Source organism: Sinimarinibacterium flocculans (assembly GCF_003201205.1).
In the GTDB taxonomy this organism is placed as follows: Bacteria; Pseudomonadota; Gammaproteobacteria; order Nevskiales; family Nevskiaceae; genus Solimonas; species Solimonas flocculans.
The window spans coordinates 1-25,362 of sequence record NZ_QICN01000016.1 but is presented as its reverse complement, the minus strand read 5'-3'; the positions used below and the strand labels follow the sequence as shown (position 1 = coordinate 25,362).

The 25,362-nt window shown below is 67.5% G+C and carries 22 protein-coding genes, 1 tRNA gene and 2 pseudogenes; 15 read left to right on the top strand and 10 right to left on the bottom strand.

The features are described from left to right. Positions 1-60: 60 nt before the first annotated feature. Complete coding sequence (locus C8D93_RS19490) at positions 61-1,245, bottom strand: ammonium transporter AmtB (protein ID WP_380732835.1); 1,185 nt, start codon at positions 1,243-1,245, stop codon at positions 61-63. 278 nt (positions 1,246-1,523) lie between these two features. Next, positions 1,524-1,862 (bottom strand): P-II family nitrogen regulator, encoded by a 339-nt coding sequence (gene glnK / locus C8D93_RS19485; protein WP_110266929.1) that lies wholly within the window; start codon positions 1,860-1,862, stop codon positions 1,524-1,526. A gap of 242 nt (positions 1,863-2,104) precedes the next feature. Here glnK and C8D93_RS19480 point away from each other — a divergent pair, with 242 nt between their 5' ends. Both C8D93_RS19480 and C8D93_RS19475 read left to right on the top strand, forming a co-directional pair. Further along, positions 2,105-2,362: an accessory factor UbiK family protein gene (locus C8D93_RS19480; protein ID WP_110266916.1), complete on the top strand. Its 258-nt coding sequence runs from the start codon at positions 2,105-2,107 to the stop codon at positions 2,360-2,362. A gap of 96 nt (positions 2,363-2,458) precedes the next feature. Further along, on the top strand, positions 2,459-3,967 hold the full coding sequence (locus tag C8D93_RS19475; RefSeq protein WP_110266915.1) for a YifB family Mg chelatase-like AAA ATPase: 1,509 nt from the start codon (positions 2,459-2,461) through the stop codon (positions 3,965-3,967). Positions 3,968-4,039: 72 nt separating this feature from the next. Here the strand turns inward: C8D93_RS19475 and C8D93_RS19470 are convergent, their stop codons facing one another. Both C8D93_RS19470 and C8D93_RS19465 read right to left on the bottom strand, forming a co-directional pair. Next, positions 4,040-4,732 carry a TorF family putative porin gene (locus tag C8D93_RS19470; RefSeq protein ID WP_110266914.1) on the bottom strand — a complete coding sequence of 231 codons (693 nt, stop codon included), beginning with the start codon at positions 4,730-4,732 and terminating at the stop codon, positions 4,040-4,042. A 323-nt stretch (positions 4,733-5,055) separates the two neighbouring features. Further along, positions 5,056-5,538 (bottom strand): c-type cytochrome, encoded by a 483-nt coding sequence (locus C8D93_RS19465; RefSeq protein ID WP_110266913.1) that lies wholly within the window; start codon positions 5,536-5,538, stop codon positions 5,056-5,058. A 104-nt stretch (positions 5,539-5,642) separates the two neighbouring features. Between C8D93_RS19465 and C8D93_RS19460 the strand changes: the two genes are divergently transcribed. Next, positions 5,643-7,358: a potassium/proton antiporter gene (locus C8D93_RS19460; RefSeq protein ID WP_110266912.1), complete on the top strand. Its 1,716-nt coding sequence runs from the start codon at positions 5,643-5,645 to the stop codon at positions 7,356-7,358. Positions 7,359-7,491: 133 nt separating this feature from the next. After that, positions 7,492-7,938, top strand: coding sequence for a helix-turn-helix domain-containing protein (locus C8D93_RS19455; RefSeq protein ID WP_170124139.1), 447 nt, complete (start codon positions 7,492-7,494; stop codon positions 7,936-7,938). A gap of 15 nt (positions 7,939-7,953) precedes the next feature. On the opposite strand, the gene C8D93_RS19450 is transcribed toward C8D93_RS19455, so the two are convergent. Beyond that, entirely contained in the window at positions 7,954-8,994 is a 1,041-nt protein-coding gene (locus tag C8D93_RS19450; protein WP_170124138.1) for an MBL fold metallo-hydrolase, read from the bottom strand. Positions 8,995-9,113: 119 nt separating this feature from the next. On the opposite strand from C8D93_RS19450, the gene C8D93_RS19445 reads away from it, so the two are divergent. Continuing rightward, complete coding sequence (locus C8D93_RS19445; protein ID WP_170124137.1) at positions 9,114-9,521, top strand: NYN domain-containing protein; 408 nt, start codon at positions 9,114-9,116, stop codon at positions 9,519-9,521. Here C8D93_RS19445 and C8D93_RS19440 read toward each other — a convergent pair. Both C8D93_RS19440 and C8D93_RS19435 read right to left on the bottom strand, forming a co-directional pair. After that, complete coding sequence (locus tag C8D93_RS19440; protein ID WP_110266909.1) at positions 9,511-10,101, bottom strand: hypothetical protein; 591 nt, start codon at positions 10,099-10,101, stop codon at positions 9,511-9,513. The two genes, C8D93_RS19445 and C8D93_RS19440, sit on opposite strands and share 11 nt — an antisense overlap. Beyond that, on the bottom strand, positions 10,098-10,985 hold the full coding sequence (locus tag C8D93_RS19435; RefSeq protein WP_110266908.1) for a sterol desaturase family protein: 888 nt from the start codon (positions 10,983-10,985) through the stop codon (positions 10,098-10,100). The genes C8D93_RS19440 and C8D93_RS19435 overlap by 4 nt, the downstream gene beginning before the upstream one ends. 290 nt (positions 10,986-11,275) lie before the next feature. On the opposite strand from C8D93_RS19435, the gene C8D93_RS19430 reads away from it, so the two are divergent. The 4 genes and pseudogenes from C8D93_RS19430 (at position 11,276) to C8D93_RS19410 (ending at position 16,289) form a co-directional block, all read left to right on the top strand. After that, positions 11,276-12,043 (top strand): FadR/GntR family transcriptional regulator, encoded by a 768-nt coding sequence (locus C8D93_RS19430; RefSeq protein WP_170124136.1) that lies wholly within the window; start codon positions 11,276-11,278, stop codon positions 12,041-12,043. 58 nt (positions 12,044-12,101) lie between these two features. Continuing rightward, the gene (locus C8D93_RS19425) at positions 12,102-12,752 is read left to right on the top strand and encodes a sterol desaturase family protein (protein ID WP_170124135.1); all 651 of its coding nucleotides are present in this window, start codon (positions 12,102-12,104) and stop codon (positions 12,750-12,752) included. A gap of 123 nt (positions 12,753-12,875) precedes the next feature. Next, positions 12,876-15,605: pseudogene (locus C8D93_RS19420) on the top strand (TonB-dependent receptor). A gap of 6 nt (positions 15,606-15,611) precedes the next feature. Continuing rightward, entirely contained in the window at positions 15,612-16,289 is a 678-nt protein-coding gene (locus C8D93_RS19410) for an START domain-containing protein (protein WP_110266903.1), read from the top strand. Between the two features lie 33 nt (positions 16,290-16,322). Here the strand turns inward: C8D93_RS19410 and C8D93_RS19405 are convergent. Continuing rightward, a tRNA-Arg gene (locus C8D93_RS19405) sits at positions 16,323-16,399 on the bottom strand. Between the two features lie 178 nt (positions 16,400-16,577). Between C8D93_RS19405 and C8D93_RS19400 the strand changes: the two are divergent. Then, positions 16,578-18,146 (top strand): annotated as a pseudogene (locus tag C8D93_RS19400) (cryptochrome/photolyase family protein). On the opposite strand, the gene C8D93_RS19395 reads toward C8D93_RS19400, so the two are convergent. After that, positions 18,108-19,010, bottom strand: a complete 903-nt coding sequence (locus C8D93_RS19395; protein WP_110266902.1) for a TIGR01777 family oxidoreductase — start codon at positions 19,008-19,010, stop codon at positions 18,108-18,110. The pseudogene C8D93_RS19400 and the gene C8D93_RS19395 sit on opposite strands and share 39 nt — an antisense overlap. Positions 19,011-19,085: 75 nt before the next feature. Between C8D93_RS19395 and C8D93_RS19390 the strand changes: the two genes are divergently transcribed. The 3 genes from C8D93_RS19390 to sat all read left to right on the top strand — a co-directional run bounded on the left by C8D93_RS19390 (position 19,086) and on the right by sat (position 22,560). Next, positions 19,086-20,588, top strand: coding sequence for a Ycf46 family AAA ATPase (locus C8D93_RS19390; RefSeq protein ID WP_211307435.1), 1,503 nt, complete (start codon positions 19,086-19,088; stop codon positions 20,586-20,588). An 87-nt stretch (positions 20,589-20,675) separates the two neighbouring features. Next, positions 20,676-21,278 (top strand): ATP-dependent Clp protease proteolytic subunit, encoded by a 603-nt coding sequence (locus C8D93_RS19385; protein ID WP_110266900.1) that lies wholly within the window; start codon positions 20,676-20,678, stop codon positions 21,276-21,278. Positions 21,279-21,375: 97 nt separating this feature from the next. After that, positions 21,376-22,560 carry a sulfate adenylyltransferase gene (gene sat, locus C8D93_RS19380; RefSeq protein ID WP_110266899.1) on the top strand — a complete coding sequence of 395 codons (1,185 nt, stop codon included), beginning with the start codon at positions 21,376-21,378 and terminating at the stop codon, positions 22,558-22,560. 279 nt (positions 22,561-22,839) lie between these two features. Here the strand turns inward: sat and C8D93_RS19375 are convergent, their stop codons facing one another. Beyond that, entirely contained in the window at positions 22,840-23,838 is a 999-nt protein-coding gene (locus tag C8D93_RS19375) for a GGDEF domain-containing protein (RefSeq protein ID WP_110266898.1), read from the bottom strand. A 133-nt stretch (positions 23,839-23,971) separates the two neighbouring features. Here C8D93_RS19375 and C8D93_RS19370 point away from each other — a divergent pair, with 133 nt between their 5' ends. Further along, positions 23,972-24,322: a hypothetical protein gene (locus tag C8D93_RS19370; protein ID WP_110266897.1), complete on the top strand. Its 351-nt coding sequence runs from the start codon at positions 23,972-23,974 to the stop codon at positions 24,320-24,322. A 67-nt stretch (positions 24,323-24,389) separates the two neighbouring features. Beyond that, positions 24,390-25,271: an EamA family transporter RarD gene (gene rarD / locus C8D93_RS19365; protein ID WP_110266896.1), complete on the top strand. Its 882-nt coding sequence runs from the start codon at positions 24,390-24,392 to the stop codon at positions 25,269-25,271. Positions 25,272-25,362: the final 91 nt, after the last annotated feature.

Below are 25,362 nucleotides of genomic sequence, written 5' to 3'. Positions count from 1 at the left end.
AAAAAGGGGCGGACAATGATGTCCGCCCCAACCCACCGGAGGAGAACTCCGACTAGACGTTTACTTGGTGAACTCGGGGTAAGCCTCGAGTCCGCACTGCGAGATATCCGTGCCCTCGTCTTCTTCTTCGGGGCTGACGCGGATGCCGATGATGAGCTTGATGATCAGCCACACGATGAAGGCGGCGACGAAGACGAAGACCAAGATCGTGAACAGACCCAGCAGCTGCGCCGTGAAGGTGGCGTCGCTGTTGGTCAGCGGCACCGCCAGCAGGCCCCACATGCCGACCACGCCGTGGACCGAGATCGCACCGACCGGATCGTCGATCTTCAGCTTGTCCAGACCCAGGATCGAGAACACCACGATCACGCCACCGACCGCACCGATCAGCGTGGCCGCAAGCGGCGTCGGCGTCAGCGGCTCGGCGGTGATCGCGACCAGGCCGGCGAGGGCGCCGTTGAGCACCATCGTCAGGTCGGTCTTCTTGAACAGCACCAGCGAGGTGAGCATCGCGGCGATCAGGCCGCCGGAAGCGCCCATGTTGGTGTTCACCAGCACCAGGGAGACCGCGTTGGCCTCACCGACGTTGGAGATCATCAGCTCCGAACCGCCGTTGAAGCCGAACCAGCCGAGCCACAGGATGAAGGTGCCGAGCGTGGACAGCGGTAGGTTCGCACCCGGAATCGGGTTGATCTTGCCGTCCGGCCCGTACTTGCCCTTGCGCGCACCGAGCAGGATGACGCCGGCCAGGGCCGCGGTCGCACCGGTGAGATGCACGACGCCCGAACCGGCGAAGTCGAGGAAGCCGGCTGCGTCGAGGAAGCCGCCGCCCCACTTCCAGAAGCCCTGCAGCGGGTAGATGAAGCCGGTCATGAAGACCGCGAAGATGAAGAACGACACGAGCTTCATGCGCTCGGCGACCGCACCGGAGACGATGGACATCGCGGTGGCGACGAACACGACCTGGAAGAAGAAGTCCGACAGGCCCGAGTAGTACGAATCACCGGACATCACCGACGCCACGTCGTTGTCGCTGCTGCCGAGCAGTCCACCGAAGCCCGGGAAGTACGGACTCATCGCCTCGCCCGGATACATGATCTGGTAGCCGACGACCATGTACATCACCGAAGCGATCGCGAACAGGCCGATGTTCTTGGTGAGGATCTCGGCCGTGTTCTTCGAACGCACGAGCCCCGACTCGAGCATCGCGAAGCCCGCCGCCATCCACATGACGAAGGCGCCCATGACCAGGAAGTAGAAGGTGTCGAGCGCGTAGGCCAGCTCGGCGGTCTTCTGTTCGAGGCTCACTTCCTCTTCGGCAGCCTCTTCGGCGACCGCTTCCTCGACGACGGCCTCTTCGACCGCCACCGGTTCCTCGACCGCCATGGTCTCCATGGTCTCGACGGCTTCGACCGCCGGTTCCGTCATCGCCTCGTCCTGGGCCCACGCGGGCGCAAGGCCGAAGCACAGAGCCAGCGCAAGGGCGCTGAGAGTTTTACGCATCATTTCGGACACTCCCCTGTTTACAGTGCGTCCTTGCCGGTCTCACCCGTACGGATACGGATGGCTTGGTCAAGGGTGAAGACGAAAATCTTCCCGTCACCGATCTTTCCGGTGTGGGCGGCCTTGGTGATGGCGTCGATCGCGGCGTCGAGCTTGTCGTCGCCGACGGCGACCTCGATCTTGACCTTGGGCAGGAAATCCACCACGTACTCGGCACCGCGATAGAGCTCGGTGTGTCCCTTCTGACGACCGAACCCCTTGACCTCCGTCACCGTGATGCCGGCCACGCCGATATCCGAGAGCGCTTCGCGCACCTCGTCCAGCTTGAACGGCTTGATGATGGCTGCAATCAATTTCATGGACATCACTCCTGAGTCGGAAAGCTGGCTTCCGCCAGAGGAGCCTCTGACTCCGGCGGTCGGAGTGGGTGAAAGCACGGAGCGTGCCAGTGGGGAAAACGCCCACGGCAAGCGCCCTCGGCGGCGGGCGCACACAAATGTGGCGGCGCGCGCACCGATGCAGTGCGCCAAACCGTCCGGGACGGCCGCGGACGACACGATGCTTGAATCGCGGCCGGCGAGCCCGTAAAACTGCGCGCCTGATGGCCGACCCCCGACAGTTCGAAGATCTCGCCGGCAAGCTCGCGCAGCTGCTGCCGCAAAGCCTCAGCGGCCTGCGCCGCGAACTCGAGGACAATTTCCGCGCGGTGCTGCGCGCCAACCTCGAGAACTGGGATCTGGTCTCGCGGGAGCGCTTCGACATCCAGGCCGAATTGCTGGCGCGGACCCAGGCCAGACTCAGCGTTCTCGAGCAGCGACTCGCCGAACTCGAGAGCCGGCACACGGAGCGCGCACCGTAAGCGCTTGACGCTGCCTGTGGGCTTGCCGATCCTCGAAGCGGCCGCCGCGACGTTCGCAGGACGGCGTAGCCGCACGACCAAGGGAGGAAGGCGGGCATGGCGCAGTTGGCGATGCTGCTGTCGCGCGCGCAGAACGGACTGACCGCGGACTTGGTGACCGTCGAGGTTCATCTGGCCCCGGGGCTGCCGGGGCTGAACATCGTCGGCCTGCCCGAGGCCGCCGTGCGCGAGGCCAAGGACCGGGTCAAGGCGGCGATCACCACCTGCGGCTACCGCTTCCCGGTGCAGCGCATCACCTGCAACCTCGCGCCCGCCGACCTGCCCAAGGAAGGCAGCCGCTTCGACCTCGCCATCGCGCTCGGCATCCTGGTTGCCTCCGAGCAGGTGCCGGCGGCACCGCTGCAGGCGGTCGAGGTGCTCGGCGAGCTCTCGCTGTCCGGCGAACTGCGACCGGTGCCCGGCGTGCTGCCGGCGGCGCTCAAGGCGACGCAGGCGGGACGGGCGCTGCTGGTGCCCGCGGCCTGCGCCGACGAAGCAGCGCTCGCGCCGCAGGCCCGGGTACTGCCGGCGCAGACCCTCGCCGCACTGTGCGCAGCGCTGCACGAGGGCGGTCCCGCAGCAATCGCGGCGAGCGCACCGAAAGCGCCGGCGGTGGACGAGCCGGACCTGGCCGATGTGCGCGGGCAGCCGCAGGCCCGCCGTGCACTGGAAATCGCCGCCGCCGGCGAACACTCGCTGCTGCTGGTCGGATCGCCCGGCGCCGGCAAGTCGATGCTTGCACGACGACTGCCGGGCATCCTGCCGCCCCTTACCGCCGAAGAATCGCTCGAAGTCGCCGCGGTCGCGTCCATCGCACACGGTGGCTTCGACGCGGCCGACTGGGGGCGACGGCCGTTTCGCGCGCCCCATCACACCGCGTCCGGCGTCGCCCTGGTCGGCGGCGGCGGCCAGCCGCGCCCCGGAGAGATCACGCTCGCACATCGCGGCGTGCTGTTTCTCGACGAACTGCCGGAGTACGAGCGCCGCAGCCTCGAAGTGCTGCGCGAGCCGCTGGAAAGCGGACGGATCACGGTGTCGCGCGCGGCCCGGCAAGCCGAGTTCCCGGCACGCTTCCAGCTCGTCGCGGCGATGAATCCCTGCCCCTGCGGTTGGCTCGGCGACCCCTCGGGCAAGTGCCGATGCACGCCGGACCAGGTGCAGCGCTATCGCGGAAGGATTTCCGGACCGCTGCTGGACCGTATCGACCTGCAGCTGTTCGTTCCCCGGGTCGATGCCGCGCAACTCGCCGACCGGACCGCGACCGCCGAGAGCAGCACGACGGTGCGCGAGCGCGTGATCGCCGCGCGCAGCCGCCAGCTCGACCGGCAGGGCGTGCCCAACGCGCAGTTGCACGGCAAGGCCCTGGAACGGCACGCCGCTCCCGACGACACGGCCGCCGCGCTGCTGCAGACCGCGCTTGCACGGCACCTGCTCACGGCGCGCTCCTACCATCGCTGCCTGCGCGTCGCGCGCACGCTGGCCGACCTCGACAACAGCGAGCGGACGGGCGCCCAGCACGCCGCCGAGGCCTTGCGCTACCGCGAAATGGACCGCACGCCGGTGTAGGGCCAGGCGCCCCAAAAGAAGAAGGGCCGCACCAGGCGGCCCTTCGGGTACTGCTGACGACGGTGTCGAGGCTTACAGGTCGAAGCCGTAGCTGCCGCTGATCACGAGCTTAGGATCGTCGTCGTCGATGTCGGTGGCGACGAAGGCCAGACCCATCGCGAAGCCGTTGCCGGCGTCCGCCGACACGCCGATGCTGTAGTCGACGACGTCTTCGATGCCGTCCTCTTCGAAGGTCTGCTGACCGACGTGCAGGTCGAGGCTCAGCTTGTCCGACATCGGGAACGACAGGTCGAGGTACGGATACATCACGCCCTCGTCAGTCACCGCGAAGTAGTCGGCGAGGCTGTAGTAGAGGCCCAGGGTGGCCGGTCCGAACGACAGCGAGCCGTACACCTCGATCGTGTTGTTCGACGGGTCGGGCGACGCGCCGCCTTCCTCTTCTTCCGAGTACCAGTAGTAGATCGCACCCAGGTCGTAGCCGATGCTGCCGGCCTCGCCGCCGAAACCGGCGTAGAAGTCGACTTCCGCTGCGCTGCCGGTCGCGCCGGCGAAGTTGATGGTCGATGCCCAGGTGCCGGCGTAGAAGCCCGACTCGCTGGCGTAGTCCAGACCGCCCTGGACGGCGGCGCCGCCGCTCTGCGGCAGACCACGGAACAGGTACTCGCTGACAACCCCCACGTTGCCGCTCAGCTCGGCAAGGGCGCTGCCGGAGAACACGCTCGCGCCGAGAACCGCGGCGCTCAGAACCGAACGCTTGAATGTCATTGGAAAGCCTCTTTGAAGTTTGGATGACTCCGCGGATGTCTAGCGCTCTCCCGCGGCCCCGCTGCCTGATCGCAAGCGGCATGCCAAGTTCTGGGGGGAAGCCCTCAGTCGCCGGCCCCGGCGCAGCCCGGCAACCGTGGCGATACCGGCGCTGTTGGCGAGATCGCGCCGGACATTCGCCGGCTCCGTGACCCGCGCTTCGTGACCAAGCGCGCCGGAGGCGATGACAATCTGCCCCCGGGAGCGCACCACTTCGGTGCATCGCCGTCTGCCGCCCACAAAAAAGGCCGGCGAGGCCGGCCTTCTTGCGACGACAGTTCGTCTCAGATCCCTGCTTCCTTGAGCATGAACTCGACGGCGCCGCGGATCTCGTCTTCCGACAGGCTCGGGTCTCCGGCCTTGGGCGGCATCGCCCCCTTGCCGTTGATCACTGCCGACACCAGTCCGTCGATGCCGCCGGCGGCGTCGCGGCGCTGTGCCCAGGCCGCACCGTCACCGGTCTTGGGGGCACCGAGCACGCCGGCCGAGTGGCAGCCCGCGCAGAGCTGGGTGTTGAGCTGCGCACCGCTCAAGGGTTCGCGTTGGGCAGCGGCGGCGCTCACCTTGATCAGGGCGTCAGGATCGGTCACGGCCTTGGCGACCGGGCGGATCCGCTCCTCGACCAGTGCGATCGCGGCCGGATCGGGCTCCTCCTCGCTGCTGATCATCGACGCCGCGATGATGCAGATGAAGAAGATGCCGAACAGGGCCGCCATGACGACACCGAAGTTCGCAAAGAAAACCTTGTCGTGGTCTTTGTGATCCACGGGTGCGCTCCTACTGGGACGTGCCGGCGAGAAAAGGGGCGCAAGTATAGCGGCAGCCCCGGCATAGCGCCTAGCGCCCCGAACCGCTCGCTACAATCGTTTGCATGGAACTGACCAATCAGCTGATTTTCCTAGCCGGACTGCTGTTCATGGTCAGCATCCTGGCAACGGTGATCACGCCGCGCCTGGGCGTTCCGTTGCTGCTCGTGTTCCTCGTGATCGGCATGCTCGCGGGCGAGGACGGCCCCGGCGGCATCCGCTTCGACAACTATTCGCTGGCCAATCTGGCCGCCACGGCAGCCCTTGCGGTCGTGCTGTTCGACGGAGGTATGCGCACGAGTCTGTCGAGCTTTCGCGTCGGCCTGCGCCCGGCCGTGACGCTGGCCTCGGTCGGCGTGCTGGCGACCACGCTGATCGTCGGCGGCTTCGCGGCCTGGGTGCTCGGCCTCGAGCCCGCGGAGGGCCTGCTGATCGGCGCGATCGTCGGCTCCACCGATGCTGCCGCGGTGTTCTCGCTGCTGCACACCAATGCGGTATCGCTCAACCAGCGCGTGGCCTCGACCCTGGAGATCGAGTCCGGCACCAACGACCCGATGGCGGTGTTTCTGACACTGGCGCTGATCCTGTACCTGCAGGCGCCCGAAACCTTCGGCCTGACCGAGGCACTGGCGATGCTGCTGCAGCAGGCCGCGGTGGGCGCGGCGTTCGGCCTCGCCGGCGGCTGGCTGCTGGTTTCGTCGATCAATCGGCTGACGCTCGGCGATTCCTTGTACCCCTTGCTCGCGCTGTTCGGCGGTCTGCTGATCTTCGGCCTCGCGGCACTGGCGGGCGGCAGCGGTTTTCTGGCGGTGTATCTCGCCGGCCTGTTTCTCGGCAACCGCGCGATCCGGTCGGCGGCCGGCATCCGCCGCTTCCACGACGGCATCGCGTGGATGAGCCAGATCGGCATGTTCGTGATTCTCGGCCTGCTGGTGTCTCCGCACCAGCTGGCCTCGCTGATCGTGCCCGGCCTGCTGATCTCGGCCGTGCTGATCGTCTTCGCCCGGCCGCTCGCCGTCTGGCTGTGCCTGCTGCCGTTCCGGTTTCCGGCCCGCGAACAGATCTACGTGGCCTGGGTCGGCCTGCGCGGTTCGGTGCCGATCGTGCTCGCGACCTATCCGTGGCTCGCCGGCCTCGAGAGCGCGCAACTGTTTTTCAACGTGGCGTTCTTCATCGTCCTCGTCTCGCTGATCGTGCAGGGGTCGACCATCGCGGCAGCCGCGCGCCTGCTCGGCCTTCAGGTTCCGGCGACATCGGCACGCATCCACCGCGTCGACATCGACCTTCCCGGACAGCGCGGTTTCGAGGTGGTGAGCTATCGCCTGGCCCGCAACAGCCGGCTGGTCGGCATGCGACCGAAGGACCTCGTGCTGCCCGAGCTGTCGCGCATCATCTGCATTGCGCGCAAGGGGCGGCTGCTCAGCTACCGCGAATGGGGCACGCTCGTTGCGGGCGACTACATTTCCCTGCTGACGCCGCAATCCCAGCTGCAGTCCCTGGACCGCCTGTTCGAAACGGCCCAGGAACCCGCCGGCGTCGATGCACGACGCTACTTCGGCGAGTTTGTCGTCAGTGCCGACATCGCGCTCAAGGATCTGTGCGACGCCTACGGACTGGCGCTTCCGGACGACGCCGGCGAAGGTTCTCTGGCCGACCTCGTCCGCAAGCACCTCCCGCATCCGGTGATCGGTGACCGGCTGCGCCTGGGCGAGATGCAGCTGATCGTGCGCGCCGTCGACGGCGATCGCCCCACGGAAATCGGGCTGCGGTTGCCGCACTGAAATTCCAAGTCAAGCGCCGCCGACACGCAAATCAGGACGCAAGAAATCTTGACTGCGGGACGCGTTATCGCGGATCAGGCATAATAGCCGCGCATTTCCCCACCCTAACTTCTCCATGGCCGATATTGCAGGCTTGCTCAAGAGCGAAATCACGCGACTGTCCAACAAGGTTGCCCGGCAACACTTTGCGCCGCTGCGTGCGGCGGCCACTGCGCAACGGCACCAGATCGCCGAGCTCAAGCGCCAGGTCGCTGCGCTCGAAAAGCAGATCGGCGCCGTGCAGCGGCGTTCGAAATCCGAGGCCGCCGCCAAACCCGAAAGCGAGGAAGGCCCCAACATCCGTTTTGTCGCCAAGGGCTTTCGCACGCTGCGCGAACGCCTAGGGCTGACGGCCGACGAGATGGGTCAACTGATCGGTGTCAGCGGCCAGTCGGTCTACAACTGGGAGCACGAGAAGGCCAGGCCTCGCGCCCGTCAGCTCGCGGCCATCGCCGAGTTGCGCGGTATCGGCAAGAAGGAAGCGCGTGCACGTCTCGAAGCAGGCGCCAGCGGCACGTCGAAGACCGGCTCTGACGACTGAGCCTGCGCCGCTCTTTTACTGGACGGTGCGATAGCGGTCGACGCCGTCTGCCGCGCGCTCGCGGACAATCTGGCCGCGGGCCCACAGGTAGTTGAGATGCGCGAGCGCTTCCCCGGTCGCCAGGCCCAGCAGCTCGCCGTCGATCGGCCGCCGGTACAGCGCCTCGAAGACATCGATCGCGCGACGGGGCTCGTCGAGCGCGGCACGCAGTTTCTCCAGCGACTGCTCGTGGCCACCGATCAGCGCATCGAGCCGCGCGTGCAGGCCGCGAAACGGCAGGTTGTGGGCCGGCAGCACGAGCACGTCGTCGGGGATCGACGCCTTGACCGCTGCCAGCGACGACAGCCAGTCGCCGAGCGGGTCCGCCTCAGGCTCGGTCGGAAATACCGAGACGTTCGAACTGATCCCCGGCAATACCTGATCGCCGGAGATCATCAGCCCGAGCTCGGGGCAATGCAGGCACAGATGCTCCGGCGAATGCCCCATGCCGACGACGGCGCGCCATTGCCGGCCGCCGATCGTGAGCACCTCGCCGTGCTGCACACGGCGATAGCTGTCCGGCAGCGCGTAGATGCCGCGACCGAAGTCACCGAAGCGGGCCTTGTAGTGTTCGATCGCGCGCTGATCCCAGCCCGCCGCCCGGTAGAACGCCAGCGCGTCGGCCGGCGCCTCGCGCCCGGTGTCCGCAACCAGCATCCGACAGATGATGTATTCGAGCCGCGTGATCCACAGGCGGCAGGAGAACCTTCGCGTCAGCCAGCCGGCCATGCCGATGTGATCCGGATGCATGTGCGTGCAGATCACGCGCGTGACCGGCAGGCCGCCGAGCGGTCCGGCGAACGCCTCGTCCCAGGCCTTCGCCGTCGCCCGGCTCTGCATGCCGGTGTCCACGAGCGTCCAGCCTTCTTCGTCGCGCAGCGCCCATACGTTGATATGGTCGAGCGAGAACGGCAGCGGCATGCGCAGCCACAGCACGCCATCGGCAATCGTCTGCACGGCGCCGGGAACCGGCGCCTCGTCGTAGGGGAACCTCAATGCGTTGCTGTCGGTGCTCATCGCCGCGGAGTCTGTCCTGATCCTGCGACGACCGCGCGCCGCCGCTCTGTGCCGAAGCTTACCCGCGTCATCGCCGGGCGGTGCGGGACGCGATGATCCTGCCTCCGGATCCGAAACCGGTGCTGATCGACGGGCTCAACGTGGCCTACTGGCTGGGGCGGCCTCCGTCCATCGAACTGCCCGCCGCGCTAGCCGAAGCGCTGCGCCAGCGCGGACACGACGTGAAGATGATCTTCGATGCCAGCACACCCCACCGGCTGCCGGAAACGGAGCACGGGGTTTACGCGACGCTGCTGCAGACGGGGCAGGCGCTGCAGACGGCGAAGGGCATTCCTGCCGACCGGCAGCTGCTGCGGCTGGCGCGTCGCCTTGGTGCCTTGGTCGTCAGCCGCGACAGCTTCCGCAATCACCGCTCGCGTTATCGCCGCCTCATCGACGAACCCGGCCGCCTGCTCGGCGGCTTCGTCGAGAACGGCACGCTCTGCGTACCCGGGCTGGAAGTCACCGCGCCCCTCATCAGGCCTTGACCGGCGAGCGCCGCAGCGATGCCGGCGGCAAGGCCTGCAGCGTCAGCAGCAGCAGCACGGCGAGCGCAGCATGCAGCAGGACCAGGCGCCCGTCGGCCCCCAGGCTCCGGGTGCTCGCGAGCCATGCCAGGCCGCCCAGCGTTGCCAGCATCAGCACGGGAACGACGCTACGATCGCGCGACACCATGAGCCTCGTCAGCACCAGCAGGAACGACACCGCGCCTGCGACCGGGCGCAGCTGAGCCCACGCCAGACCGGTCAGCAGGATCGCGACAGCGGCGGTCAACGCAGCGCCGGGCAGTTGTCCGTCGAGCCAGCTCCACGAGACGGCAACGAGCATCGCCGGCAGGCCGATGATGGCGCCCTGGTTCGACAGCGCCACGTGCAGCTCGCGCAGCTCGTCGAGTCCGGCGAATCGCAGGCATCCGACGGCAGCAGCCGCGGCAATCAGCAGCGCACCGCCAGCGGCGAGCATGCGTTGCGGCCGAGGCAGATCAGTCTGCGCGAACCGAACGCCGACCCAGATCGCCACCACGGCGAGTCCGGCATCCGAGGCGGCAACCAGACTGCCAGCGCTCACACCGGGCCCACCGGCGGATTCGCAGCGGCGGCCGGCAGCGGGCCGGCCAGCTGGCGCGCCTTCCACCATTCGGGCCCGCGGAACAGGATGCCCAGCACGTCGCCGGAACTGCGCGCCTGACGCAGATCGCGGGCAATAAGAACGAAATGGTGAACGGCGATGTGCAGCGGGTTGTAGCCGGGGTGTTCGCCGACCAGGCCGAAGTCGACGCGCGCCTTCTCCGGTACGAAGCTGCCGAACAGGCGGTCCCAGATGATGAAGATGCCGGCGTAGTTGCAGTCGATGTACTCGGGATTGCGGCCGTGATGCACGCGGTGATGCGAAGGCGTGTTCATCGCCCACTCGATCGGGCCGAGACGGTCGACGCTCTCGGTGTGCAGGAAGAACTGGTAGATCAGGCTGATCGCCTGATACGTCAGGATCATCAGCGGGTGAAAGCCCAGCAGCGCCATCGGCAGGAAGAACGACGCGCTGTACAGCGGCGTGGTCCACGACTGCCGCAGTGCCGTGGTGAAGTTGAAGAACCTGCTGGAATGATGATTCTCGTGCGCGGCCCACAGCAGGCGGATGCGGTGGCTGGAACGGTGGTACCAGTAGAAGCAGAAGTCCTGCAGGAACAGACCGCCGATCCAGACCCAGGCCGAGTGCAGGTCGAGGTCGAACACGCGGTACTGGTACAGCCAGACGAAAAGACCGAGCCAGAAGGCTTTCAGGGCGCCGCTGATGACGACGTTGCCCACCCCCATCGACAGCGATGCAAATGCATCTTCACGCTGGTACCAGCCGCGCTGCCTGCGCGTGGAGATCCAGGCCTCCAGTCCCACCATGAACAGGAAGAGCGGGATGGCGTAGAGCACCAGCTTGTCGTTGCCGAGGTTTTCCATGGACGTTGGCTCTTCCGCTGTCCGGCGCCGATCCGGGCGCCGTGACTGGTCCTACCAGTCTATCGAGGAAGCTGGTGGTGTCAATCCCTGAGAGCGCTCTCCTTCGATGATTGATCTGGCGAACGGGCGCATCGGCGATACCGACGTAATTCCATTATTAACAATTGCTTGTCGTTAAACATTGATTGGGATAACGGAGCTGTCATCGGATCACGGCTCTCGGCGAGTGAGTCGGCTTGTTGTCTTACCTGGTTGACTGGTAGGATATGTTCACTGTTTCGGAGGACGCGATGTTTCAGGCGATCAGCAAGCGGTCGGTGTCGGACGAAGTGTTCGAGCAGCTGTGCAACCGCATCGTCAGCCGGGAGCTGAAGGCCGGCGAGGAACTGCCGTCCGAACGCCTGCTCTCGGAAATGCTGGGCGTGAGCCGCAATGCCGTGCGCGAAGCGATCAAGCGCCTGCAGCAGGCGCGCATGGTGGAGGTGAAGCACGGCGGCACGACGACCGTGCTCGACTACCGCATCGAAGCGGGCGCCGACCTGCTGCCGAGCCTGCTGTTCGACCGGCAGGGACGGATCCAGGTCGACGTGGCCCGCAGCATCGTGCGCATGCGCCAGGTGCTCTCGCCGGAGATTGCCGGCGACGCGGCGGTCCACGGCGGTCCAAGCACTGCCGACCGGCTCGACGCCATCGTCGACGCCATGGTGGTCGCCGTCGCGCCTGCCGAGCTGCAGCGACTCGCGTTCGAGTTCTGGGAAGTGCTGGTCGACGGCAGCGGCAACATTGCCTATCGCCTGGCATTCAACTCGCTGCGCAAGACCTACGAGCCGATCTGGGACCTGCTGACGAAGATGCTGGGGCGCGACCTGCAGAAGCTGGGCGCCTTCCGCAAACTTGCGGTCATGGTGCGGCAAGGCGATCGCGGCGGCGCGATGGAGTGCGCGCGCGAGTACATCGACGGCAGCAGCAACGCGATCTACCAATTCCTCGATCTGTACGAGCAGCACGCCCAGACCGCCCCGAAGGATGGTCCGCCGGAGTCGCGCCGTGCGCCGTGACCACGGCCTTTCCGCGAATGGCGATCCGGCTGATCGGACGCCGCGCGCGCCCGAACCGATGAACCCGACGACCGCCGGCGAGTTCGTCCGCGCGTTCTACCGGTACACGAGTCCGAAGATTCTGACGACGCTCGTCGTCGGCCTAATCGGATGGCGGTTCGCGCAAGGCAACTGGCGTCCCGCGCACCTGATCGCACCGCTGAGCATCCTGGCCTTCTGGCCGGTGCTGGAGTGGCTGATCCACGCGTACCTGCTGCACATGAAGCCGTTCCGGCTGTTCGGCAGAACCTTCGATCTCAAGGTGGGACGCACGCATCGCGCCCATCACGCCGATCCGGCGGACCTGCGCGACATCACGATCAACAAGGAAGTGTTTCCGGTGGTGGTGCCCTTGTTGTTCGTGCTGGCGTACGGACTGCTCCCGACCGTGGAGCTGGCAACCGGCGCCCTGGCGATGTTCTTCGCCTTGTCGCTGCACTACGAGTTCTGCCATTTCATCGGCCACACCACGTGGGCCCCGCCGGTCGAGTACTACCGCCGACGCCAGCGCATGCATCGCCTGCATCACTACCGCAACGAGACCCTGTGGTGGGGCGTGTCGACGGGCCTCGGCGACCTGCTGCTCGGCACGGCCCCGGATTTCAGGTCTGTCGAAAAATCGCCGACGGTCCGCGACGTTCACGGCCGGTCGCCGCAGGAATCCGGATGAGCAGAAACGCCGCCGAACGCACGCACGTTCAGCGCTGAGCAGAGCCCTGTGCGAGGCCCGCAGCGGAGCGGGTCTCTGCTGTCGCAGCCACAGGCCATTCAGAACACAGCAGGGGGAGAGCACATGCTGCCGTCTTCACGCGTGCCGGCCGCGGCACCCGACCCGGATGCATCCACGCAGCTCGCGCGCGCCGCCGCCCGGCTCCTGTTCGCAGGTGCGCTCATCGCTGCAATGCCGGCACACGCGCAGGATCAGGCGGACTGGGATTCCGATCTCGACAGCCTGCTCGGCGAGCCCCCATCGCAGGACGAGCCGCCCCGCAAGAACGAACAGGCCGTTCGGGATCGCGCATCCGAACCTTCAGCAGGCCAAACCGCGAACGCCGCACCAAAGGACGAAGTCCTGCTCGATGTCATTCCGGTGCCCACTGCCGTGCAACAGCCGGAAGTTCCAGCACCACCGCGCCGTGCCACCCTCGAGGAGATCGTCGTCACCGCGCAGAAGCGCGAGGAGAACATCCAGTCCGTGCCGCTGTCGGTGACCGCGATCAGCGGCGACGACATCGTCGACAAGAACATGGGCGACATGAACGAGGTCGCGACCTATGTCCCCAACCTCGACGTGTTCGCGACGACGTCATTCCCCAGCATCTACATGCGTGGCCTGGGGTCCAGCTACAACCGCGGTTTCGAACAGTCGGTCGCGATCCTGATCGATGATGTCTACTACGGCCGTGCGTCGTACATCAATCAGGCGACCCTCGACCTTGCCGGCATCGAAGTCCTGCGCGGCCCGCAGGGCACGCTGTTCGGCAAGAACGCGTCTGCCGGCGCCATCCACTTTCGCACCGCGATGCCGGAGTCGGAGTTCGGCTTCAAGGGCGATGTGCTGCTGGGCGATCTCGATCAGCAGCGAGTCCGCCTCACGGCCACCGGACCGATCACCGAGACGCTGACGTGGCGTGCCGCGGTGCTGAGCGAGACGCGTGACGGCAGCGTGTACAACACGACCATCGGCATCGACGAGGAGAACCACGACACGCAGGCCGGACGCCTGCGCTTCCTCTGGGAAGCGACCGACGCGCTCAGTGTCGACCTGATCCTGAACGCGGGCATCATCAGACAGCACGGGGAAGGCAGCCAGCTGATCCGCGCTCGCGACCGTCATCTGGCGGCGATGCAGGTGTTCGATCCCCGCACCTCGGCCGATCCCTTCGACGAACTGACCGCGAAGAACAGCCAGGGCCGCGTCGCCCGGGACGCCTATGACGCGACGCTCAAGGCGGACTGGACCCTGGACGGCGACTACGTTCTCACCAGCATCACCAACTACACGTGGCTGGACGAAAAGGTCCGGATGGATGCCGATTTCTCGCCGATCCCCTTCCTGATTCTCGACAACGACGAGGCGCTCCAACAGTACAGCCAGGAACTGCGCATCACCTCACCGCCCGGCGAGTTCGAGTTCGTCGGCGGCCTGTTCTACATGCGCTCGGACCTGCAGGCCGACTACTACATCCGCGAGTTCCTGATGCTGACCGAACTGCTGCAGGTCACCGGCGAGCTGGAGCGCATCCTGTGCCTGCAGACACCGGACCCGCAGAGCTGCCAGGACCTCGCGCTCAACGACGCCGTGAGTGGGCGCCTGGCCGGCGAGCTGATCCAGGCGCGGCAAACGCTGGAAGGCGGACCGACACCGGTCGAAACCGAGTTCACGCGCTTCGATCAGCTGACCGACAGCGTGGCGCTCTTCGGTCAGGCTACCTGGCATTTCAGCGATCGCTGGTCGGCAACCGTCGGCGGCAGACTGAACTACGAAGTCAAGTCGCTCGACGTCTCGCACCGCTTGCTCAACAACCGCACCGGTGTCGAAGGCAATGCCGTCATCACGGGCGACGCCTGCGAACAGTTGCTGCCGATCGATCTGTCGGTGCTCGGGGCGCTGCCGCCGCTGGGCAACTACTGCTTGGGGCCGAGCCCGCTGGGGTCCCTGATCTTCCCGTTCATCATCACCGGCGCAACCCAGTTCGAGGCGCAGCGCGAACGCAAGACGTTCAACTTGATTCCGAAACTTTCGCTGCAGTACGACTTCGACGATGCCGCGATGGCCTACTTCACCGTCGCACAGGGCTACAAGTCGGGCGGCTTCACCGGACAGCCGGTGAACGACATCGGCCTGGAGTTCGAGGACGAAGAGGCGCTCACCTGGGAGCTCGGCGCCAAATCGGAATGGCTGGGCGGCGCGGCACGTCTGAACGCCTCGCTGTTCTACACCGACTTCGAAGACCTTTAGGTGTCGACGTTCAACGGCGTGGCCTATGTCGTCGAGAACGCGGCCTCGGCGGAGATCTATGGCCTCGAATACGAGGGCATGCTGATGACGCCGTATGGCATCCTGCTGGGACTCAACGGCGCGCTGACGCATGCGGAGTATTCCGAGTTCAACCGGGCTGCTTGTACCGCCGAGGACACCCGCCCACCACCTTGCGATCTGACCGGCAGACGCCTGCGGCTGGTGCCCGATGTCAAGGCGACCTTTACCGCCGGCTGGGAGGGCGCGCCGTTCAACTGGCCGTTTCTCACGCGGATCGGCGTGACCGCGAGTTACACCTCCGAGGTCGCGCTGGCGACCGATCTCGATCCGATCGACGTCCGCGTCGCCGGCACCACCTACGGCGTGCAGCTCGGTATCAAGTCACATGACGACACCTGGCACGTGACGCTGTTCGGCGACAACGTGACGGGTCGGCAGTCGCTGGCCGCCGCACAGGACTCGCCCGGCTTCCGTGGCACTCATTTCGGCGGCGCCTACCTGGATGCGACCTACGAGATCGAACTCGGTTATCGCTTCTGACCCCGCATGGCGACCGGCTTTCGACAACGCCTGTTCCGAGCCTGCGCCGCGCTGAGCGCGCTGCTGGCTTCGATGTGCGCCTGCGGCGAAGGTGACACCGGAGGCTGGCGTCCGGAAAAGAGCGAGGACGGCATTCACGTCTACAGCCGCGCGGTCGAGGGCTCCAGCGTTCGGGCCGTGAAGGCCGAAGTCGCGGTCGATGCGGCGTTCGAGGACGCGGTTGCGCTGCTGCTGGACGCCAGCCAGCGACCACGCTGGGACGAGCTGTGCGCCGAGGCATCCATCGTTCGCCGGGTATCCGAGACCGAGGACGTGGCCTACATCCACAACGACCTGCCGTGGCCGGTCAGCGACCGCGACATGGTGCTGCGGCGGATCTGGTCCGTCGATGCCGATCGATCGCGCGCGCAGATTCGCGCCAGCGTGATGGACGGCGTGCTGCCGGAAATCGCGGGGCGCGTGCGCGTGACGCACGCCGACGGCGTCTGGACCATCGAGCGCGGTGACGCAGCCGGCGTCCACATCACCACCGAGATTCACGCCGACCCCGGCGGCCCGGTGCCGGACTGGCTGATGAATGCGCTGTCGGTGCAAGGGCCGTACAAGGCCCTCCGCAACATCCGCCACCTGCTGGAGTCGCGGGAAGGCGATCCCGGCCCGGAGCTTCGAAGGGCGGCTCCGTGAAGGCGGTGAGCTGCGCGCCGTAAGCCGTTGATTTGGCGCGCCCGAGAGGATTCGAACCTCTGACCCCTTCCTTCGGAGGGAAGTACTCTATCCAGCTGAGCTACGGGCGCGTGCGGCGGATTCTAATGGACTTGCGGCGCGCGCGGTACGCAACCGTCGGGAGCCGGAGTCCGTAGAGGGCGGCATGGCACAGGAAACGCTCAAAGCATCGGCGGCAGGATGCTTCTGTCGCAACCCGCGACGCGGCACGAGGCATCGGACGAAGTTGCGCGCCCGGGAGAGGACCGCATGAGCGGGCGCGCTGCGGGCACGCTGCGCAATCTGGTCGTCGTGCTCGGCGACCAGCTCGATCTGGACGGCGCCGCGTTCTCCGGCTTCGAGCCCGAACGGGACCGCGTGTGGATGTGCGAGGCGCCGGCGGAGAGCCGCTACGTGTGGTCGCACAAGGCACGCATCGCCGTCTTTCTCTCCGCCATGCGGCATTTTCGCGAGGCACTGCTCGCGCGGGGCTGGCCGGTCGACTACCTCGCGAGCGGCGCGCATGCGTACGAGACGCTTGCCGAGGCGCTCGCGGCGCAGCTCGAGGCACTGCGTCCGCAGTGCGTGATCATCGTCGAACCCGGCGAGTACCGCCTGCATGCGGCGCTGCGCACGGTGGTATCCGATGCCGGCTGCCGGCTCGACTGGCGCGCCGACACGCACTTCCTGTGCAGCTCCGATGCGTTCGCCGGATGGATGCGCGGCCGCAGGCAGCCACGGCTGGAGCACTTCTACCGCTGGATGCGAAAACGCACCGGCTGGCTGATGGCCGGTGACGAACCAGTGGGCGGGCGCTGGAACTACGACAGCGACAACCGGGGCAGCTTCGCCTCCGACGGCCCCGGTCCGTTGCCGGCTCCGCAGCGCTTCGTGCCCGATGCGATCACGCGCGAGGTGCTGGCGTGGGTCGAACGCGCGTACGCCGCACAGCCCGGACAGACCGCGGCGTTCGACTGGCCGCTGACGCGCGACGAGGCGCTCGAAGCCCTCGATGACTTCATCGTCCACCGCCTGCCGCAGTTCGGTCGCTGGCAGGACGCAATGTGGGCCGGCACGCCGTGGCTCTACCATTCGCGGCTGGCCTGCGCGCTCAATCTCAAACTGCTGAACCCGCGCGAGGTCTGTGAGGCAGCGATCCACGCCTTCGAGGCCGGCGATGCGCCGATCGAATCCGTGGAGGGCTTCGTCCGCCAGGTCCTCGGCTGGCGCGAGTACGTACGCGGCCTCTACTTCGCGCGCATGCCGGACCATCTGGACGACAATGCGCTCGGCGCGCAGCAGCCGCTGCCCGCGTTCTACTGGACCGGGCAGACCGAGATGGCCTGCCTGCGCGACGCGATCGGCCAGACCCTGCGCCTCGGCTACGCACACCACATCCAGCGCCTGATGGTCACCGGCCTGTTCGCACTGCTGCTCGGCGTACGCCCGCGCGCCGTCCACGAGTGGTATCTGGCGGTCTATGTCGATGCGGTCGAATGGGTGGAGGCACCCAACACGCTGGGCATGAGCCAGTTCGCCGATGGTGGCGTGATCGCGTCCAAGCCCTACGTCGCCAGCGGCAAGTACATCGAGCGCATGTCCAACCACTGCGCCGGCTGCCGCTACAACCCCGCGCGGGCCACCGGGGATGCGGCCTGTCCGTAAACGACGCTGTACTGGGACTTTCTGGACCGCCATGCCGAGCGCTTCGCCGCGCATCCGCGCTTGAAGATGCAGTTGCGCAATCTGCACCGCAAGACCGCGGACGAGCGTGCCGCCATCAGCGCACAGGCGCGTGCCTTACGCGGTCTTCTTGCACAAGATCGCAGCGAGCGCTGACGACAGGTCGGGATAGCGGAACGGGTAGCCGCCACGCAACGCCCGCCGCGGCACGACGCGCTGCCCGTCGAGCACCAGTCCCGCCATCTCGCCGAGCAGGAGCCTGAGCGCCGGCGCCGGAAGGGGCACCACCGCCGGACGCCGCAGGGTGCGCGCAAGCGTGCGCACGAACTCGCGGTGACGCACCGGCGTGGGCGCCGTGCCGTTGTACGCGCCCTGCGCCTGCGGGGTGTCGATCAGCCACAGGATCAGGCCCACCAGATCGTCGCGATGAATCCACGACATCCATTGTTCGCCGCGGCCCATGACACCGCCGAGTCCGAGGCGGAACGGCAGCAGCATCTGCTGCAGGGAGCCGCCATCGCGCCCGAGCACGATGCCGGTACGCAGAACGCAGGTGCGCACGCCCAGCGCCTCGGCCTGCAGCGCCTCCGCCTCCCAGGCACGACACAGGCGGGCGCCGAAGTCCTTGGGCTCGCCTGGCGCCGCGTTTTCGCCGAGTTCGTCGTCACCGCGCGCGCCGTACCAGCCGATCGCCGATCCCGACACCAGGACCTTCGGACGCTCGCCGGCCTGCATCCAGTCGACGAGCCGGCGCGTGGCCTGCACGCGGCTCTCGACGAAGCGCCGCTTGCGCGCCGCGGTCCAGCGCCCGACACCGAGGTTTTCGCCCGCCAGGTTGACGACGGCATCCGTCGGCCCGGCCTGCGCGAGGTCGTCGATGCAACGTACGGCCACAGGCAATCGCGCACGCGCATGCGCGACGTCGCGCGTCAGCACCGTCACCGCATCGCCGCGGGCGAGCAGCGCGTGACACAACGCCGTGCCGATGAAGCCGCTGCCACCGCCGACCAGAACGTTCATGGTTCTACTCTACGCGTAGCATGCCGGTGCGGAGGCTCTACACTAGGCGTCTGCGTCCACCTTCGCACCTCGACCGTGAACGACCTGCACGACCTGCAACTGCTGCTGCATTCGCGCTTCCCGATCATCGTCGTCGAGACCCAGGAGGAGGCACGCCTGCTCGGCCTGCTCGATCGCGTCTGCGGCCAGGAGCAGTGGCCGCTGTACCAGTGGAGCGTCGCCGACGGGCTGCAGGGCCGCGGTACGGCGAACGTCGACGGCCCGCATGCGCAGGACACGCGCGCACTCCCCGATGCGCTGCGGTATATCGAGGCCTCGCTGTCGATCGGAGTCTACGTGCTCTGCGATGCCCATCCGTTTCTGGAAGACCCGGCTGCGCAGCGCCGCGTCAAGCAGATCGCACTCGCGCACGCCCAGCGCGCCCGCACGCTGGTGTTCGTCGGTCACCGGGTGACGCTGCCGCCGGAGCTGCAGCGCATGAGCGCACGCTTCGACCTGCCGCTGCCGGACGGCGACCAGCTCAAGGCGCTGCTGCGCGACGAGATCCGTGCCTGGGAGGCCGAGCCGCGGCTCGACAACAAGATCCGCGGCGAGGCCGAAGCGGTGACGATGCTGCTACAGCATCTCGTCGGTCTGCCGCTGGATGACGCGCGTCGCCTGATCCGCAAGGCGATCCGCGACGACGGCGCGCTGACCCGCGCCGACATCGCCCGGGTGCTCAAGCGCAAGCACGAGGCGCTGGGACAGGACGGTCTGCTGCAGCTCGAACTCGACTGCGAATCCCTTTCCGACGTCGCCGGCCTGGCGGCGCTCAAGCACTGGCTGGACCGCCGGCGTGGCGCGTTCCGCGGCGAACATCCGCAACTCGATCCGCCCAAGGGCGTGCTGTTGCTCGGCGTCCAGGGCGCCGGCAAGAGCTTGGCCTGCAAGGCGATTGCCGGCAGCTGGCACCTGCCGCTGCTGCGCATGGACTTCGGCGCGCTGTACAGCAAGTGGAGCGGCGAGTCCGAACGCAACCTGCGCGACGCGCTCAGGCTCGCCGAGCAACTGGCGCCCTGCGTGCTGTGGCTCGACGAGATCGAGAAAGGCATCTCGACCTCGGCCGACCACGCCGACGGCGGCGTTTCGCGTCGCGTGCTCGGCACCCTGCTGACGTGGATGAGCGAGCGCGGTCCGCGCAGCGGCGCGCCGGTCTTTCTCGCCGCGACCGCGAACGACGTACAGCGCCTGCCGCCGGAGCTGCTGCGCAAGGGGCGCTTCGACGAGATCTTCTTCGTCGACCTGCCGTCGCCCGAGGTCCGCAGCGAGATCTTCCGCATCCACCTGCAGCGGCGCGGCCATGCGCCGGAGCAGTTCGACCTCGCATCGCTGGCCGCCGTCGCGCACGGCTTTTCGGGCGCCGAGATCGAGCAGGCCATCGTCGGCGCGATGTACGAGGCCGCCGGCAGCGGTGCGGCGCTGGATACCGCGCTGGTGCTCGACGAGCTGCGCCGCACCCGCCCGCTGTCGGTGGTCATGGCCGAGCCGATCGAGGCGCTGCGCGCCTGGGCGCGCGAACGCACGGTGCCGGCCGACTGAGGCGCCCGCAGACCGGGAAGAGCCGGGCCGGGTAGAATCCGGGCTCCCCAACCACGACGCCCGCCGCCGGATGCGGCCCGACCGACCATGCCCATCGACCCGTTCCACAACGCCGAGAAAGACGACGACGCCAAGGCCGCGCGCTCGCGGGCGCTCGAGGAGCGCCTGTTCAAGGCACGCACCATCCTGATCTACGGCGCCATCAACCAGAAGGTCGCCGAGGTGTTCAGCGCGCGCCTGCTGGCGCTGGCCGCCGATTCGGACGAGCCGATCACCGTCTACATCAACAGCCAGGGCGGGCATGTCGAGTCCGGCGACACGATCCACGACATGATCAAGTTCGTGGCGCCGCCGGTACGCATCATCGGCACCGGCTGGGTCGCCAGCGCCGGGGCGCTGATCTACGCCGCCGCCAAGCGCGAGAATCGCCTGTCGCTGCCGAACACCCGCTTCATGCTGCATCAGCCGTCCGGCGGCGCTGGCGGCACGGCCAGCGACATCGCGATCATGGCCAAGGAGATCGTGCGCATGCGCGGTCGCCTCAACGAGATTTTCGCGCGCGAGACCGGCCAGCCGCTGGAGCGCATCCAGCAGGACACCGAGCGCGACTACTGGATGAGCGCACAGGAAGCGAAGGACTACGGCCTGGTCGGCCGCATCATCGCCAGCGCGAACGAGATCGGCGGCTGAGACGCCAGCTCATGCGTCCGGACGTGGCACCGGCGCCGGCCCGCGTTATCCTGCCCCTCGCAGTCCCTCCATTCACCCGCACCTGACGGTTCCCGACATGATCGCCCCGCACGGCTCCGACTCCCTGAATCCCCTCTATGTCGCCGACGACGCCGCCCGCGCCAAGCTGCAGGCCGAGGCGGAGAAGCTGCCGTCGCTGCTGGTCAGTTCCGCTGCCGCAGCCAACGCGGTGATGCTCGGCGCCGGCTATTTCAACCCGCTGACCGGCTACATGAATCTTGCGGACGCGCTGTCGGTCGCCGAGTCGATGAAGACGACGTCCGGCCTGTTCTGGCCGGTGCCGATCGTCAACCTGACGAAGGACGACTCGATCAAGGCCGGCAGCCGCATCGCGCTGCGCGACCCCAACGTCGACGGCAGTCCGGTGCTCGCGGTGATGGACGTCGCCGCAGTCGAGGCCGTGTCCGATGCGCAGATCCAGCTCATGGCCGAGAAGATCTTCGGCACGCTCGATCCCAAGCATCCGGGCGTCACGACCTTCACGGGTCAGGGCAACACGCTGCTGTCCGGCGCGATCCAGGTGCTGAACTACAGCTACTTCCCGGCCGAGTTTCCCGACACCTTCCGCACCGCCGTGCAGATCCGCGACGAGATCAAGTCGCGCGGCTGGAACACCGTCGTCGCCTTCCAGACGCGCAACCCGATGCACCGCGCGCACGAAGAGCTATGCCGCATGGCCAAGGAACGCCTCAACGCCGACGGCATCGTCATCCACATGCTGCTCGGCAAGCTCAAGCCGGGCGACATCCCGGCCGACGTGCGCGACGCCTGCATCCGCAAGATGGTCGAGGTCTACTTCGAACCGAACACGGTGATGGTCACCGGCTACGGCTTCGACATGCTCTATGCCGGCCCGCGCGAGGCCGTGCTGCACGCGGTGTTCCGCCAGAACATGGGCGCCACGCACCTGATCGTCGGCCGCGACCACGCCGGCGTCGGCAGCTACTACGGCCCGTTCGACGCGCAGACCATCTTCGAGCAGGTGCCGGCCGGCGCGCTGAAGATTCAGATCTTCGGCGCCGACAACACGGCGTGGAGCAAGAAGCTCGGCAAGGTCGTGATGATGCGCGAGGCGCCGGACCACACGCCCGAGGACTTCATCAATCTCTCCGGCACCAAGGTGCGCGAGATGCTCGGCCAGGGCATTGCCCCGCCGCCGGAATTCTCGCGGCCCGAGGTGGCGAAGATCCTGATGCAGTACTACCAGTCGATCGGCGGGTGAGAGACCGCGCTTTGACGATGCCTTGACCCGGTAGGCAGGAGCCGAAGGGGCACGCCGCAGGCGCCCAAAGGGCGGCGCACAGGATGTGCGCCGTACTGGCATCGTCTGCGGTCTCGAACGCCCGGCCAAGGAGCGTTTGCTCCAGCGAGTCGTGACTCAATGTCACGACGACCTAAGCAAACGCCGGGCAGGGCGCTCGGAGAGGTACGCAGTCGCGCCACGGATGGCCGAGACAGGCGAGTAGGCAAGGCGGCTTTCCGCCAGCCAATGCCGCTCCCGTCACTCGAACCATACCTCGACGCGGTTGCGGCCCTCGCGCTTGGCCTTGTACAGCGCCGCATCCGCGTTGCGGAGCAACTCGGCGAGATCGCGCGTCGTCGGGCGCAGCGAGGCCAGACCGATACTGACGGTGAACGCGATCTCCCTGCCGCCGTCGATGGCCACGCGCTGCTCGGCGATCAGCCGCCGCAGCCGCTGGGCCATCTCCGTCGCCGGTTCCTTGTTGGCGCGCGGTAGCAATACCGCGAACTCCTCGCCGCCGAGGCGGGCGACGAGATCGATCCGTCGCAGATGGCTGGCACAGGTCGCGGCCAGCCGCTGGATCACGCGGTCGCCGGTTTCGTGTCCGTGGGTGTCGTTGACGCGCTTGAAGTGGTCGATGTCCATCAGCAGCAGCGACAGCGGCTCCGCAAAGCGGCGCGCGCGTTCGATCTCCAGCGTACCCATCTCGCTGAAATGTCCGCGATTGGCAACGCCGGTCAGCGGATCGCGCGTCGCACGCTGGTAGAGGCGCTCCTCCCGCTGCTTGGCTTCGGTGATGTCCTGGAACACCTCGACGAAGCCCAGCAGCTCGCCGCTGTCGGCGCGCAGCGCATCCAGTGTCGTCTGCGCGGTGAAGTGCGCACCGCCGGCCCGCCCGCGCCGCTGCTCGTCGCGCGCATGGCGGTTCGCGCGCGCAAACTCGAGCGTGCGCCGCGGCACGCCGGCCCTCACGTCCTCGTCGACGAACAGTGTCTGGAACGACTCTCCGACGACGTCGTCACGTGAGTAGCCGGTGATGTTCTCTGCGCCGCGGTTCCAACTGCGGATCACCCCGGAACGGTCGATCAGATAGATGCCGAAGCTGGTCACGCCCTGCACCATCTCCGAATACTTTTCCGGGCGCTGGCGCAGCAGCGACTCGTGCCGGCCGGGCAGCAGGCCGGACTGCGGATCGACATCCCAGTGCTGCAGCGGCCAGCCCAGCGGCGAATCGAGAAAACGGACGTCGGTGCTCATCGGCTCGATTCTACGCCGCGCTCCGGTACGGTCGACCGTTCGGCGGCGGCTGGCGACCGCTCATGCCGATACATGGAAGACACCTCCCCGTCGCGCGCCGCACATTCCCGGCGTTGCCCCACGATCACACGCGATGGAATCGCCTACCCCTCACCCGCTCGCCGACCGGCTGACGACCTCGGCACCCGCGAACGACGACTGCGCGCGCATTCCGGTGATGCGCCCGCAGCGCCGGTACCGTCGGCTCGCGCTGCGACACGGGCAGTCGCGCGGCCGGGCCGCGGCGCTGCTGGTGACCCTCGCCCTGTGCGTGTATTGGGTGGGCCTGCGACCCGCGACGCCGGCCGAGGTGGAGGCGGCCCGCCTGCAGCTGTCCGGCAACGGCCCGGAGGCGATGGCGGCCTTCGACGCTGCTTCCGCCGACCAGCCGCGCCCCTCGCTGCTGCGCCTGTACCTGCTGAGGCGGACACTCTCTCAAGGCTGAGCCCGCAGCGGGGGGACGCGCGTCGTCGTAGACTGCGCGCCTTTTCCGTTCGCGTCCGTCCGCGCTCATGCGTCAGGGTCTCGCCGCCGCTGCAGCTGCCTATCTGATCTGGGGCCTGTTTCCGATCTACTGGAAACTGCTGCAGACGGTTCCGGCCGCCCAGATCATGGCCCACCGCATCGTCTGGTGCCTGCTGTTCGTCGTGCTGTGGCTCGGACTGCGCGAGGGTTTCGGCTGGCTGCGCCGCCTGTCGCCGCGGCTGGTGGCGATGCTCGCGGCCAGCGCCGCACTGATCTCGCTGAACTGGTGGCTGTACATCTGGGCGGTGAACGCCGGGCACATCGTCGAAACCAGCCTCGGCTATTTCATCAATCCGCTGGTCAGCGTCCTCATGGGCGTACTGATCCTGCGCGAACGCCTCAACGCCGCCCAGTGGACCGCGGTGGGCGTCGCGGCAATCGGCGTGCTGTGGCTCACATGGCAGGGGCAGCGCCTGCCGTGGATCGCGCTAGCGCTGGCCCTGTCGTTCGGCAGCTACGGCCTGATCCGAAAGCTGGCGGTGGTTCCGGCGGTACAGGGTCTGGCGGTCGAGAGCGGGCTGCTGTTCCTGCCGGCTGCCGCCTTTCTGCTCTGGCGCGAGATCGGCGGCGGCGGCAGCTTCGGCCACGGCGAGCTTCGCATCGACGTGCTGCTGGTCACCGGCGGCCTGGTGACGGCGCTGCCGCTGGTCCTGTTCGCGATCGGCGCACGACGGATTCCGCTGTCGATGGTCGGCATCCTGCAATACCTCGCACCGACACTGCAGCTCGCCTGCGGCGTGCTGCTGTTCGGCGAGCCGTTCACGCACGCACAGGCCCTTGGCTTCGGCTGCATCTGGCTGGCCCTGGGCATCTACGCGGCCGACGGCTTGTGGCGTGCCCGGCGAAGGCCGCCGGTCGTCGTCGCCTGAGAGGGTGTAGACAAAACAATCAGGTTGTCAGACGACGCAGGAGGAGCCGTGCCTCTGCAAGCCAGATCCAGGCCTCCGAGACGTTCGCCAG